The organism is Soonwooa sp. T0.1_25, assembly GCF_057652215.1.
Genome location: NZ_JBYFBZ010000006.1, coordinates 34,664 through 49,563, shown reverse-complemented (window position 1 = coordinate 49,563; position 14,900 = coordinate 34,664). Strand labels below are relative to the sequence as shown.

The window sequence follows — 14,900 nt, the reverse complement described above, 5'->3', positions numbered from 1 at the left end:
GATTAATAACCTGGGTTTTGTACAAGGTTAGGATTCGCAATAATATCCTTAACTGGGATTGGGAAAAGATTTCTGTAATCTTCAACTGCTCTACCATCTTTTACATTCCCTTTCCAAGGCCATAGATAAGCTCCTGTAGTGAATTTACCAAAACGAATCAAATCCGAACGTCTTGTCATCTCCCAACTAAGCTCTCTAGCTCTTTCGTCTAGGATAAAATCTAGGTTAATACTAGATACATTGCCCGACGTATTACCATAAGCTCTTTCACGAAGTTTATTAACATAAGAAACCGCCTTGCTCATATCGCCATTCCCGCCACGAAGTGTAGCCTCAGCATACATTAGGTAGATATCTGCCAATCTGTATAATGGGATATCGGCTTCTACCCAGCTTTTGCTTGATCCAGCTGTACCATCACTTTTAACATTCTTATATTTAATAAAAGCATAACCATCATTAAATGAACCTAAATCGTTAATTTCTAGATTTTGATCATTGGTATAAAAACGACCTCTCTTGTCAGAACCATTTGAAGGGAAGAGTCCAACAAAAGCTTTAGTAGTACGGATACCACCCCAACCTCCGTTGATTCCGAAATCAGCAGCTGGCATTTTTCCACCAACAGCTGCACACACCATGTAAGTGGTTCCACCATTAGTTTGTGTATTAACACCATCGAAATTAACTGTAAAAATAGCTTCAGAATTACCAACGTTATTATCAGCTAAAAATAATGATGCATAATCAGATTTTAAAGCATAACCTGCTTCAATAACTTTGTTGGTATAGGTGATAACATCATTATTTCTTTCTGTACCAGAATATACTTTTGCATTAAGATACAATCTAGCCAAAACAGCCCAAGCCGCCGCTTTATCTGCACGACCATATTGATTAGATCTTGGATTTTTAAGGTTATTAGCGCAATCTAACAATTCTGCCTCCACATATTTGAAAAGCTCTTTACGCTCAATTCTTTGAGGTCCAGATGCGGAGCCTGGTAAGTAGTCCTCTTTAACAAAAGGCACATTACCAAACATATCCAAAGCATGCAGATAAGACTGCGCTCTTAAGAATTTAGCTTCAGCTCTCATGAATTTAGCCTCTGTTAAATTGTCGCCCGTAATGCCATTTGCTGCAAGTTTTTCATCCGTAACATTACGTAGAAACTCATTACAAAAAGCAATCTCGGTGTACAATCTGTAATACATCGCCGCAACAAACTCATTGGAAGAATCCCAAGTCATTTTGTGCATCGTATGGAGGTTACCGTCATTCCAACCAATAACAGCTTCATCAGTTGTAATAACATTGAGCGTATACATCAAGCGTGTATATTGAGAAAAACCGCCATTAATACCACTAATGTCAGAATCTGGATAGGTTCCTCCATCTCCACTTACTTGTCCTCCCATTGCAAGACCACCATAAAGTTTTGCCAAAGCGGTTGGATAATTTGCAAAATCTTTGAAAACACTTGCAGAAGTCACATCTGTAATTGGCTCTCTTTCTAAATCTTTAATACAAGATGTTGTTGTAAGCAAAGCCAAAACTGCAGCTGAGAAGAATAGTTTTTTATATTTAAGTTGTTTAGTTTTCATCTTAAATTGTTTTAATTAAAATTGAAAGTTAAATCCTACTGAATACACTCTCGGCATTTGGTAATAACCATTATCAATCCCACCAAATACTTCAGGATCTACACCGCTATATTTCGTGATTACGAAAACATTTTGTGCCATACCGTAAACTCTTAGGTTACTACCTTTAGAGAAAATTTCACCGAAGTTGTAACCAATATTAAGATTATCTAATCTTAAGAATGAAGCATTCTCTACAAAAGTATCTGAGAAATATTGAGGAACGGCAAATCCATTAACAGGAGCTGTGTGATATACGTTTTGTAAATATTCGTTAGTTGAAGCAGATTGTAATGAACTGTTAGATGCCATATTATTGTAAACATAATTACCCAATACCGCTCTAGCACTAAGTCCGAAATCCCAATTTTTAACTTTTAATTTTGTTGAGAAACCTAAAATCGCATCAGGCGTTGTCGATTTATAATAATACTTATCAAAAGCATCTATCTTACCATCATTATTTCTGTCAACAAATACACCATCTAATGCTTTGCCATTGCTGTCGTAAACTTGTTGATAAACCCAGAATGAATTAGGGGCATAACCAACTGCATGAGCTTGTATTGTGTTACCAGAACCACCTTCGATTCCTCCAATTGGAATATTAAATGAATCATCCGTTCTGTCCAAAAGATTTGTTACAATTGGCTTGTAATGTGTTGCATTAAAGTTAAGTTCCCACGTAATGTTTTCTTTTTTGATTGGTATTAAATTAATACTCGCTTCGATACCTTTATTTTCCATGTTACCGACATTCATCCAGTTAGCATTACTCAATCCACCAGCAGCCGTTGTTACGTAAACTAGTAAATCCTTAGTATCTTTTTGAAATAGATCGATCGAACCAGAAATTCTGTTATTCATAAAACCATAATCCAAACCAATATTTTTAGAAACAGTAGTTTCCCATGTTAAATTTGGATTATAATTAGTAGGTCGGAACATGTAATAAAATTGATTTCCGAATTGGTAGTAAGCACCAGTATTACTAGGGCTATAAGCTGCAAATGCTGGATAATTATTAGGTCTATTACCATCTAATCCTGGAAGCTCTTGTTGTCCAGTCTTCCCCCAACCAGCACGTAATTTTAAAGTACTAATAGCAGAGACATCTCTTAGAAAACTTTCTTCATTAAGTTTCCATGCTATCGAAGCTCCTGGGAAGTTACCCCAAACATTATCTCTTGTACCGTTAAAGAATCTTGAAGATCCGTCGCGTCTAATAGATGCAGAAATTACATAACGATTCGCAATTGTGAAAATTCCTCTCGCGTAGAATGATAATAAAGTATTTTGAGTTTCAAAATCATTATTATGGGTTTCAAAAGGCTCTACTCCTTTGTAAGTAACAGCACCTGGTATAATTGTTCGGAAGTCTTGATAAGAATAACCTGCTGTCAAATCAACACTTGTATTAATTGCAGAAATTGATTTTACATAATTAAAATAAGTTTCTAACAACTTATTTTTTTTCTCCATTGAGTAATAGTTGTTACTTCCCTTATCGTTAAATCCAGGCTTATACAAAGCGCTTGTATTTTTTTGACCTTCACTTTTAGTATAGTCGTAACCAGCATTAACATTAAAGTGTAATTCTGGTAAAAAATGGAATTTATAATCTAACTGAATATTTCCCAAACCTCTCCAAGCAGATGAAATATCACGAATACCGTGGATAATTCCAAGTGGATTCGAATTGGCATTAACATTCAAATCTCCATTTAAAAGCCACTCATAATATCCTCCATATTTATTATTACCAGAATAGATTGGTTGAGTAGGATCAAAATACGTTGCAGATTTAATAACACCACCATCTACAAAACGGTTATCAGTAAATGTTCCTTTAGCATTAACATTAACACTTAGGTGGTTATCCAAAAATTTTGGATTTAAATTAAGACCAACCGCAGTTCTCTTGAAAGAGTTTGTTCTCACAATACCATTTTGCTCATTATAACCAATAGACAAACGATACGGAAGCGATTTAATTCCACCTGAGAAAGCAACATTATTATCTGTTCCCCAAGCTTCTTGATAGATAAGATCCTGCCAATTAGTATTAGCATTTCCTAATTTTGCTTTGTAAGCATCTGAAGCATGAGCATTTACAAAACTACGGAACTCATCCGCAGATAATACATCAACCTCTCCCATTTTTGTTGATACCGAAGCAACACTAGAAAAATTAACTTTGAATTTTCCTGCGCTACCTTTTTTAGTCGTAATCAAGATAACCCCATTTGAGGCCCTGTTACCATAGATAGCAGTTGCAGAAGCATCCTTCAAGATATCAAATGACTCGATATCATTAGGATTAACTAAGGACAATGGATCCGAAATACCATTAACACCAACAAAGTCTTGTGGAACGCCGTCAATAACAATCAATGGTGAGTTATTACCATTAAGTGACGAAGTACCTCTTACTCGAATTGCTGTACCAGCACCTGGCGCACCACTGTTACTCACAATCTGTACCCCTGGAGTCTTTCCTTGGATAAGTTGACCTGCGGTTGTAGCACCACCATTAAAGTCTTTTGCAGTTACAGAGGTAATCGAACCTGTAACATCAGACTTTTTTTGCTTACCATAACCAATAACGACAACCTCTTCGATATTCTTAGTTTTAAGACTATCACTTTGTTGGGCATGCAACATACTACCAGCTAATAGGAAGAATGGCGCTATCTTCAGAATAAATTTGTTTTCTTTCACGTATGTATATTTTAAATTAACACTCACTTAACAAATACTTAAGAAAAATTAAGCATGGAAAGGTATAAAAAAAAACTATATCCAAAAGTAAATCTTCACTTTTTTTTATAATTCATTAAAATTCTAGGATAAACACACTTAAAACCTAATAAAACACACATAAAATTACGAAATAATTATTCAACACATAGTATTTTCAAGCTAATAAAATGAGTTTCATAAACAATCGTTTAACAAAAAAACATCTTAAAATGACAATTTAATATCATCGATTTAAAAAAATGAACCCAAAAGAAACTCCATTTTAACTAAAATTTTAAGCTAATAATTCCTTATTTTTGCAGTAATTATAATTATACTTAATGTCAAACAAAAAACTGATTACGGCGGCTTTGCCTTATGCAAACGGACCGGTTCATATAGGGCATTTGGCGGGAGTTTACATTCCGGCGGATGTCTATGCTAGATTCGAGAGAAGATTAGGTAACGATGTTGCATTTATTTGTGGTTCAGATGAACACGGAATTCCCATCACGATTCGTGCAAAAAAAGAAGGCGTTACACCTCAAGATATCGTTGATAAATACCATGAAATTATTAAAAAATCGTTCTCAGATTTAGGGATTTCTTTTGATGAATATTCAAGAACAACGGATAAAAAACATTATGAAGTAAGCCAGGATTTCTTCAAAACTTTATATGATAACGGAAAGTTTACAGAAGAAGTTTCTGAACAATATTTTGATGAACAAGCCAATGAATTTTTAGCAGACCGTTACATCGTTGGAACTTGCCCGAATTGCGGCAACGACAATGCTTACGGTGACCAATGCGAGAAATGTGGTTCTACACTTTCACCATCAGAATTGATTAATCCAAAATCAATGTTGAGCGGAAATGTTCCCGTTCTTAAACCAACAAAAAACTGGTATCTTCCTTTAAATGACTATGAAAATTTCTTGAATGAATGGATTATCGAAGGTCATAAAAACGATTGGAAACCCAATGTTTACGGACAAGTAAAATCTTGGTTAAATGATGGTCTTAAAGCTCGCGCCATGACCAGAGATTTGAATTGGGGCGTACCTGTTCCGCTTCCAGATGCTGATGGAAAGGTACTTTACGTTTGGTTTGATGCGCCAATTGGTTATATTTCTTTCACGCAACAATGGGCGGAGAAAAACGGAAAAAATTGGAAAGATTATTGGCAAAACCCAGAATCGGATTTAATTCACTTTATCGGAAAAGATAATATTGTGTTCCACTGTATTATTTTCCCTGCAATGATGAAGGCTCACGGAAATTATGTGATGCCAACCAATGTTCCTGCTTTTGAATTTTTAAATCTTGAAAACGATAAAATTTCGACTTCAAGAAATTGGGCAGTTTGGGCAAATGAATATGTTGAGGAATTCCCAGGACAACAAGATGTTTTGCGTTATGCATTGCTTTCTTCAGCGCCAGAAACTAAGGATAATAACTTCACATGGAAAGATTTCCAAACCAAAAATAATTCAGAGTTGGTGGGGATTTTCGGGAACTTCATCAATAGAGTTGCGGTTTTAATTCATAAATATTACGATGGCGTTGTTCCAAACGGCGATGTAAACGCTCCTGAATTAAATGAAGTTTCGAAATCAGCGAAAGAAATTCACGAGTTTTTAGAAAAATTTGAGTTTAGAAATGCTTTAACAGCTTTAATGAATTTGGCTCGTTTCGGGAATCAATATCTTCAAACTGAAGAACCTTGGAAAACCATTAAAGATAATCCAGAAAAAGCAGCTCAATCATTATTTGTAGGCGCTCAGATTGCGGTTGGTTTAGCGCAATTGTGTGAACCGTTTATGCCTTTCAGTTCAGAGAAATTATTGAATATGTTTAATGTTCAAAAAATGAATTGGAACGATGTCGAAAACGCGAAAGTTCTTATCGAAAGCGGACACAAAATCAATGAAGCTTCACTTCTTTTCTCCAAAATTGAAGATGATGTGATTGAAGCACAAATCCAAAAACTAGAGAATACAAAACAAAATAATAAAAAAACAAATCCTAACGCAAAACCTATGAAAGAAGAGATTTCTTTTGATGATTTCAGTAAAATTGATCTTAGAATCGGAACTATTTTAGAAGCTGAAAAAGTAGAAAAAGCTGATAAATTATTGAAACTCAAAGTGGATACAGGAATCGATGTAAGAACAGTGGTTTCAGGAATTGCGGAAAGTTTTTCACCCGAAGAATTAATCGGAAAGCAAGTAATGGTTTTAGTGAATTTAGCGCCAAGAAAAATCCGTGGAATTGAATCTCAAGGAATGCTATTGTTGACTTCAAAACCTGATGGAAAGCTTTCTTTCGTTACGCCAGATGATTCTGTGGAAAATGGGATTGATGTTGGATAGGATTTAGATACAAGATTCTAGAACCGAGAATCAAAATTCTAATTTTCTTAGTATAAATATTTAAAAGTTCCCGAAACGCTTTGTTTTGGGAACTTTTTTATTAATTGTAAATTTTCGAAAACTAAACGACATGAGAAAAATCGATCAACTCTTTGCAGAATATACTGAAAGTCATCAAAACCACACCTACAAAATGATACATTGAATTTGTGTTCTTTTGATATTTTGGAGTATTCTGGGTTTTATTTCTCTAATTCCAGGGTTAGAGAAAACCCTAAAAAAACAGACTACATAAACTAATTCACACGATTTCTAAACTCACTTGGACTAATTCCTAAAACTTTTTTCACGTACCTTGTAAAAAAAGAATGGCTAGAAAACCCCATTTGATCAGATATTTCAGAAATATTCAAGCTTTTGTTTTCTAACAACAATACAATTCGGTCTTTGGCGTAACGTTGTATCCATTTCGATGCACTAATACCCGTATTTGTTTTACAAATTTGGTTTAGATATTTTGGAGAAATATTCAGTTGGTTACTATAAAATTTTACTTCACGGTTTTGCATACAATGCATTTCTATTAAATGAGTAAACCGCTCAAAAAGAGTTCCGCTCTGTAAACTTCGATTTCTTCTTTCCAATTGATCGATAAATATATCCCACATTTCTAAAATAAAAAGTTGCATCTGAAGTTTCAATACTTCATCAAAAAAACGATTTTGAATTTCAAGCGATTTTAAATAGAGTAATTGAAAATTTTTTAAAATTCGGTCTTTATTTTTTTTGTCTGCAAACAAAATTGGATTTGTTTTGTGATGAATAATAGCGTCAATGCCTATATTGAGGTTGGGAAAATTGTTAGATAACAAATCTTTTTCCACAAAAAGAATTGTCGCCATAAAACTTTTGGAAAAACACAAATCAGCAATTTCACTCTCAGCAAGCCAAAAAACAAATTCTCCTTTTTGGGCTTCCATAGATCTATTGTTAAACATAAAATTGATTTTTCCCCTCTGACAATAGATATGTGTATGATACTTATTTTGATAATCTTCCGGAAAGTTTTCGCTTCCAAATGATTTAAGCAAAATCACTTTCTGTTGATTTAACAATTCCATTTGTACCTATTTTTTCAAAAAACTAAAATAGGTATTATTTGACATTATTGAAGTACTATTTGTAACAAATGTGTTCTTTATTGTAATTAATTTTGCTCTATTAAAATAGTAAAAATGAAAGCAATAGATATTTTTGAAAGATTAAGAAATGGCGAAACCATCGCAACTAATGATGTAGAAGCGTATAAACTGCGAGAAGCCTCATTTGAAACGAAAAAACTCTTAAATCAAATGAACAACGCAACAAATTCAGACGAAATAAGAAATTTATTAAGTCAAATTACCAATACAGAAATTGACGAAAGCACAACCGTATTTACACCGTTATACATCAATTATGGAAAGCACACCAAAATCGGGAAAAATGTATTCATAAACTTTGATTGCACTTTTTTGGATTTAGGCGGAATTACCATTGAAGATAATGTATTGATTGCCCCGAAAGTTAGTTTGCTGTCCGAGGGACACCCGATAGAACCCAAAAACAGGCACGCATTAGTTCCTAAACCAATCTACATAAAAAAGAACGCTTGGATTGGCGCAGGTGCAACCATTTTGCAAGGCGTTATTATTGGCGAAAATTCAATAGTTGCAGCTGGTTCAGTTGTTTCAAAAGATGTACCCGATAATACCATTGTTGGAGGTATATCAGCAAAAATTTTGAAATCAATTTAATTTTAATAAAATGAAAAAATCAATAATTATCATGTTACTGCTTGCATTTGTAGGACAGTTATCTGCTCAAAAGAACTTATCAAATTTTAAAAAAATGACAAACGAACACTATACATTTCAATTAAGTGAAAAAGTAACACGCCAAAAAGTAACGTTTAAAAATCGTTATGGAATTACACTTTCAGGCGATTTGTATATCCCGAAAAATGTAGGAAGCCAGCTTTTACCAGCTCTCGCTATTAGCGGACCTTTTGGAGCTGTAAAAGAACAATCTTCGGGATTGTATGCTAATCAAATGGCAGAGCGTGGTTTTATCGCTCTGGCTTTTGACCCATCTTACACAGGCGAAAGTAGTGGCGAACCTCGTAATGTTGCATCACCCGACATCAGCACAGAAGATTTTAGTGCCGCAGTAGATTTTCTTGGAATACAGAAAACCGTTGATAGAAATAAAATAGGCATCATCGGTATTTGTGGTTGGGCAGGTTTTGCATTAAACGCTACCGCCATTGACAAACGAGTAAAAGCAGTTGCAACAACAAGTATGTACGATATGACAAGAGTAATGTCGAAAGGCTACAATGATGTGGTAACATTGGAAGAACGTACCAAAACATTGGAACAGTTAGGCGAACAACGTTGGAAAGATGCAGAAAGTGGTACACCTGCCTACCAAGCACCATATAACAAATTAAGTGGTGGCGAAGCACAATTTTTAGTTGAATATCACGACTATTATATGACTCCAAGAGGTTATCACGAACGTTCGGTAAATTCAGGAAATGCGTGGACAATGACTACGCCACTTTCTTTTATGAATATGCCAATTTTGACTTATATCAAAGAGATTTCGCCAAGACCAATGCTTTTAATCACAGGAGAAAATGCACACTCACGTTATTTTAGCGAAACGGCATATAACAACGCTTCCGAACCAAAAGAGTTAATGATTATTCCAAATGCTGTTCACGTGGATTTGTACGACAAATTGGATAAAATTCCATTCGACAAGTTGGAAACATTTTTTAAATCGAACTTGAAATAACATAACTTAAAAAGGGCATCCGCTACATCGTATTGCTAAAATGCGGGGTGATGTTATAATAGAAATATTTGTAAATTTATCCGCAAAATCCATTTCTTTTTTGCAAAATGTGTATTTTAGCAAAAAGGAAAATGGTTTTGCTACTTGCATCCAAAGTTTAAAGATTTGTCATCTTTATACCCGCACTTCGCCAATACTTTTTCCGTTATATGCAGTGCTGCCAAAGCCGTTTCATAAATCAAAATTCAACAAAACTGAATTACAAATTGACTAACTTTTTCCCAGCACATTTGCAAAAAGCCAATGCTGACCATCTTCTTATTTTGCAAAAGAGCTGATTTTTATCACCCGCTGTTTTTAAGAAAATCCCTATTTTTGGGGTTGTAAATAATATGAAATATATACTTAACCTATTTTTAATTTTTTATGTGGTACTAAAACCTTTAGTGCCAATAATTGATTATGCAATTAGGTATGATTATATTTCTAAAGAATTATGCGAAAATAAAAGCAAACCCGAGTTATTATGTAACGGGAAATGTTATCTCACAAAAGAAATAGCTAAAAACACGGATAATACATCCAAATCAGAAACTCCAAAATCAACAATTCATATAGACACTTTTTTAATAAAAGATGTTTTGGTAATTGTAAATTCACAAGTGAAATCAACAAAACAGGTTGTAAAACATTACATTCCTTCTTTTTATTTCTTTGATTTAAATTCTTCTATTTTTCATCCACCTTTAGTCTAATTAATAATACAGATTTTTCACATCATTATTAATTAAATTATCTCATAAAATGAAAAAACATTTTATGTTGGTGCTACTTGCATCAACAATTTCGTGCGCACAAGAAACACCCAAAGTAAAGCAGGTAAAAAAAATGACTCCTAAAACAGATCTTAAAGGTATAAAAGTCGTAAATGCTTTGGACCCGATTTGTCAGATGAAGACCGCAGAATATCTTAAAGATACGGCTGTTTTCAAAGGAAAAACATATGGATTCTGTAGTGATCATTGCAAAAAAGAATTTAAAAAAAATCCTGCAAAATATGCCCAAAATAAATAAGAAGAAGCAGAATAATTCGAAAAACAAAATCATTGTTCCTATCGTCATTTTCGCTTTACTTTTTGTATCAATCGGTTTTGGATTTTCTTATTTTAAGAAGAGTTTATTCACAGTAATGAAAGTTCCTGATTTTGAACTTACCAACCAAAATGATATAAAAATATCCAATAAAGATATGTTAGGAAAAGTGTATCTCGTTGAGTTTTTCTATAGCCGTTGTCCAACGATTTGCCCGATAATGAATCAGAATATGAAATACATTCAAGACGAAATCAACAACCCGAATTTTGGAATTATTTCAATTTCCATTGATCCGGAAAACGATACTTCGGAAGTATTAAAACAGCACGCAAAACTTGTTGGAGCAAATTCTCCCAATTGGCATTTTCTTACAGGAAACAGAGACTATATTGGAGAAATTGCAGATAAGTTCAATATTTATGTTGGCGACAAAGAAGACGAAGCAGAAAGTCTAAATCACAGCGGAATGATTGCTTTGATAGATCAGGAAGGAAATATTAGTTGCAGATATAACGCAAATAATATTCCTATTCTCTACTATTCCGGACTTAATTATTCCGATCCCGAAGGTAAAAACACAGACCTGAGAGGAAAATACCATCCTGATAGAGAAAAATTGATAGAAGATATACAAAAACTTCTAAAAAAGTAGTGTGAAATACATACTCAACATATTTCTTGCTTTATATATGGTGCTAAAACCTTTAGTACCATTGATGGATTATGCTGTAAATTACGAATATATTTCAACCACTCTTTGTATCAACAAAACCAAACAGGAATTGCATTGTAACGGGAAGTGTTATTTGAGTAAAGAATTGGCAAAATCTTCGCAGGAAGATCCCTCTCCTTTATCGAAAACAAAAAATCAATCACAAAAAATTCTCGACTTTTATCTTCCTTCCTTAATTTCCGAAGTAAAAATCATAATAAAAGAATTTCCTGGCAATTCATTATATATTTACAAAAGAGAATATTCTTATCTCTTTCTGAAACACATTTTCAGACCACCAATTATTTAAGTTTTTTGCACGTTTATTATGTATTTTTCTGTGGAACACAATGTTCTGCAGAAACTACACGTATTAATTCATCATTTAAACAAAAACTTAAATATTTAAAAAATGAAAATTTATAAATTCTTATCTCTGTTATTTACAGCAATCCTTTTATTCTCTGTTTCATCTTGTCGCAACAATGATGATGACGATGTTCAAGACACTACACCAGGAAAACTCCAGGTAAAATTTGAAAACGGATTCAATAATCTTGGGCAAATTGTTCTCGGACAAACTATACAAACGTCAAGCAACGGGCAAAAACACCAATTTTCAACTTTAAAGTATATCATTAGTAACATTACACTAATTGATGAAAACGGTGGAGAATTCAAGTATCATTACAACGATCCCGACAAAGGGGCATTTATTGTAGATCAATCCGATGCAGATGCTTCGGGTGTCGTATATCTTAACCTTACAGAAATTGCAAAAGGAAATTACAAAAAAATCAAATTCGGTTTAGGAATCAGTCCGCAAGCTTATTTATTGGGACAATCCGGACAAGGAGAATTTTGGCAAACTGCAAAAACCGAAGGAATGGCTTGGTCTTGGGCTGCAGGATATATTTTCACAAAATTGGAAGGAAAATACGGAGCTTCAGCCACAAATACAGAATTTATGAATCACGCAGGAAATATGGGCGATCCAAATGCTAATGGAACACCAAATTTATATCGTGAAATAACTTTAGACCTGCCTACAACAGCAAGAGTTTCAAAAGATGTTACGCCATCAGTTCACATTCTTGCAGACCTTAACCAATATCTTAGCGGTCAAACTCCATTAACATTGGACACTGCCAATAATATGGCGATGGGAAGCAGTGTGCATTTGGTAAACGTGACGGAGAATGTATCGAAAATGTTCAAAGTAGACCACGTTCATAATGATTAATAGATTATCACAATCCAAAAGAGGGCAAATTCGCTCTCTTTGGATTTTTCTTGTAATAGTTGGATTTTTGTATTCCTGTTCCGATGAATACGAAGGAATTCCAATAGAAAAAGACGAACTCTACAGTTTGGAAAAGCCAAATGGTTTCCCCGAAATGACTTTTGACGTTGCAGGAAATCCCATCACTATAAATGGTGTTGAACTTGGCAGAAAATTATTCTACGAGGGAAAACTTTCACGTAACAATACTATTTCCTGTGGATTTTGTCACATTCAGGAAAATGCATTCACACATCACGGACATACCATTAGCCACGGAATCGATAATCGTCTCGGCTTACGTAATGCTCCTCCTATACAGAATATGGCTTTTCTCAAAAATTAAACTTGGGACGGAGTAAGTCATAATCTGGACGAACGTTCTTTAGTTCCTATCACTACAGATTTCGAAATGGACAGTTCACTTCCCGAAGCAATTGCAAAACTAAATGCGGATAGTAACTACAAAAAAATGTTCAAAGCAGCATTTGGAGACGAAACCATTACCGGAGAACGAATTCTGAAAGCACTTTCACAATTTATGGTAACAATGGTTTCTGCCAATTCCAAATACGATCAAATGAAAAAAGGAACTACAACTTTTACTAATGAAGAAAGCCAAGGATACACCTTATTTCAGAACAAATGTGCAAGTTGTCATTCCGGAGAATTATTTACTGATGAAAGTTACAGAAACACAGGGATGTATTACAATGCACAATTAGACGATAGAGGACGATACCGAGTAACATTAGATTGGAACGACAATATGAAATTTCGGGTTCCTAGTTTAAGAAATGTAGAATATACAGCGCCGTATATGCACGATGGCAGATTATATTCATTAGAAGCAGTTCTTAATTTTTATACCGCTAATGTTGAAAATCAACCCAATCTTGATCCTCTGTTGAAGCAAAATGGTCATATCGGAATACCAATGACGAGCCAAGACAAACAATACATCATTGCTTTTTTAAAAACATTAAGTGACCAAAGTTTTATAACCAACCCAAAATTTGCAGAATAATGAAGCAGTTTATTTTAATACTATTTTTTATAATAAGCAGTCCTGTTTTAGCAACAAAAAAAGACAGCATTTATATACCAAAATACGAAACCCAATACACAACACTTTTCAAATCAGAAGAATTTTTCTGTGATGCTTGCGGTTGTGCTGCTGGGAATGGTTCTTCAGGCTTTGAGTCTTTATTGAATCCACAATTTATCGGAATCAAATATTTTGCACAACATTACAAAGCCAAAGAAAATCTATTTGTTAATGATCTTACTCAAGACCAATATTTCAACACTTTACAATTGTGGGGGAAAATTCCTGTTACAAAAAAATTAAGTATTTACGGAAGTCTTCCATTCCAATTCCACGAAAAGAAGACCCAACAAGGAGACATCAAAATTAGTGGTATTGGAGACGCAAGCGTAATGGGAATTTATGAAATTTTAAAATCAAAAAATACGTTTCACCAGTTAAGTGGAGGATTAGGAGTGAAAATTCCTATTGGAAAATTTGACGAAAAAGGAATTACGGGCGTTAATCCGAGTTTTCAGCTCGGAACAGGAAGTTGGGATTATCAATTGGCATTGAGTTACAAATTTCAGAAAAATATTTTCGCTCTAATGCTCAATACCGATTACACCATCAAAACCGAAAACAAAAAACATTATCAGTTCGGAAACCAATGGAACTACGCAGCTACAGGATTCTACAGTTTATGGAGAAATGAAAACAGTATTTTTAGTGGAAAACTCGGTTTGCAAGGCGAAGTCTACGACTGGAACAAACAATTTGGCGAAATAATGCCAAGAACAGCAGGAAGTGCCCTATATGGCAAATTAGGTTTTGAAGTTTCCTATAAAAAAATCAGCATAGGAAGCGAACTAATGTTACCCACTTACACCAACCTTGCTAGTGGAGATATTGAAGCTAAATCAAGATTCTCTTTGTTTGTGAATTTTGGATTATAAATCTTCATTTTAATATCAATAAGACACGAGTAAATTTAGTAGTACTCGTGTCTTTTATTTTATCAACATCACAAGTGTCAAGCATCTAATAATTACCACAACCAACCTACTTAAAATAGTATTAATCATACTCAAAATTTTGTATATTTGATATATTAACCTCAAAAACACAAAGTTATGCCAAGTACATCAGAAGTAGTGTTGTAAGCTTCCCCGAAAACAATACG

General features: G+C 34.1%; 11 protein-coding genes and 1 pseudogene. 9 read left to right on the top strand and 3 right to left on the bottom strand.

Features of this window, described 5'->3' with window-relative positions:
* Positions 1 to 2 precede the first annotated feature (2 nt).
* Complete coding sequence (locus AC23MB_RS09585; protein WP_313030630.1) at positions 3 to 1,604, bottom strand: RagB/SusD family nutrient uptake outer membrane protein; 1,602 nt, start codon at positions 1,602 to 1,604, stop codon at positions 3 to 5.
* A 15-nt stretch (positions 1,605 to 1,619) separates the two neighbouring features.
* Complete coding sequence (locus AC23MB_RS09580; RefSeq protein WP_374329360.1) at positions 1,620 to 4,307, bottom strand: SusC/RagA family TonB-linked outer membrane protein; 2,688 nt, start codon at positions 4,305 to 4,307, stop codon at positions 1,620 to 1,622.
* Positions 4,308 to 4,726: 419 nt separating this feature from the next.
* Here AC23MB_RS09580 and metG point away from each other — a divergent pair, with 419 nt between their 5' ends.
* Entirely contained in the window at positions 4,727 to 6,760 is a 2,034-nt protein-coding gene (gene metG, locus AC23MB_RS09575) for a methionine--tRNA ligase (protein ID WP_487787120.1), read from the top strand.
* A 296-nt stretch (positions 6,761 to 7,056) separates the two neighbouring features.
* Here metG and AC23MB_RS09570 read toward each other — a convergent pair whose 3' ends face one another.
* Complete coding sequence (locus AC23MB_RS09570) at positions 7,057 to 7,881, bottom strand: helix-turn-helix domain-containing protein (RefSeq protein ID WP_487787119.1); 825 nt, start codon at positions 7,879 to 7,881, stop codon at positions 7,057 to 7,059.
* Positions 7,882 to 7,995: 114 nt separating this feature from the next.
* Between AC23MB_RS09570 and AC23MB_RS09565 the strand changes: the two genes are divergently transcribed.
* The 8 genes and pseudogenes from AC23MB_RS09565 to AC23MB_RS09530 all read left to right on the top strand — a co-directional run bounded on the left by AC23MB_RS09565 (position 7,996) and on the right by AC23MB_RS09530 (position 14,673).
* Positions 7,996 to 8,556, top strand: a complete 561-nt coding sequence (locus AC23MB_RS09565; RefSeq protein WP_487787118.1) for a sugar O-acetyltransferase — start codon at positions 7,996 to 7,998, stop codon at positions 8,554 to 8,556.
* Positions 8,557 to 8,650: 94 nt separating this feature from the next.
* Positions 8,651 to 9,601: an alpha/beta hydrolase gene (locus tag AC23MB_RS09560; protein WP_313030620.1), complete on the top strand. Its 951-nt coding sequence runs from the start codon at positions 8,651 to 8,653 to the stop codon at positions 9,599 to 9,601.
* A gap of 392 nt (positions 9,602 to 9,993) precedes the next feature.
* Positions 9,994 to 10,356 carry a hypothetical protein gene (locus AC23MB_RS09555; protein WP_487787117.1) on the top strand — a complete coding sequence of 121 codons (363 nt, stop codon included), beginning with the start codon at positions 9,994 to 9,996 and terminating at the stop codon, positions 10,354 to 10,356.
* Between the two features lie 49 nt (positions 10,357 to 10,405).
* Entirely contained in the window at positions 10,406 to 10,675 is a 270-nt protein-coding gene (locus tag AC23MB_RS09550) for a YHS domain-containing protein (protein ID WP_312323879.1), read from the top strand.
* Positions 10,659 to 11,348: an SCO family protein gene (locus AC23MB_RS09545; protein ID WP_487787116.1), complete on the top strand. Its 690-nt coding sequence runs from the start codon at positions 10,659 to 10,661 to the stop codon at positions 11,346 to 11,348. Before AC23MB_RS09550 ends, AC23MB_RS09545 begins: the two co-directional genes overlap by 17 nt.
* Positions 11,349 to 11,820: 472 nt before the next feature.
* Positions 11,821 to 12,651 carry an MbnP family protein gene (locus AC23MB_RS09540; RefSeq protein WP_487787115.1) on the top strand — a complete coding sequence of 277 codons (831 nt, stop codon included), beginning with the start codon at positions 11,821 to 11,823 and terminating at the stop codon, positions 12,649 to 12,651.
* Positions 12,644 to 13,717: pseudogene (locus AC23MB_RS09535) on the top strand (cytochrome-c peroxidase). The gene AC23MB_RS09540 and the pseudogene AC23MB_RS09535 overlap by 8 nt, the downstream one beginning before the upstream one ends.
* Positions 13,717 to 14,673 (top strand): transporter, encoded by a 957-nt coding sequence (locus AC23MB_RS09530; RefSeq protein ID WP_374329358.1) that lies wholly within the window; start codon positions 13,717 to 13,719, stop codon positions 14,671 to 14,673. The pseudogene AC23MB_RS09535 and the gene AC23MB_RS09530 overlap by 1 nt, the downstream one beginning before the upstream one ends.
* Positions 14,674 to 14,900 lie beyond the last annotated feature (227 nt).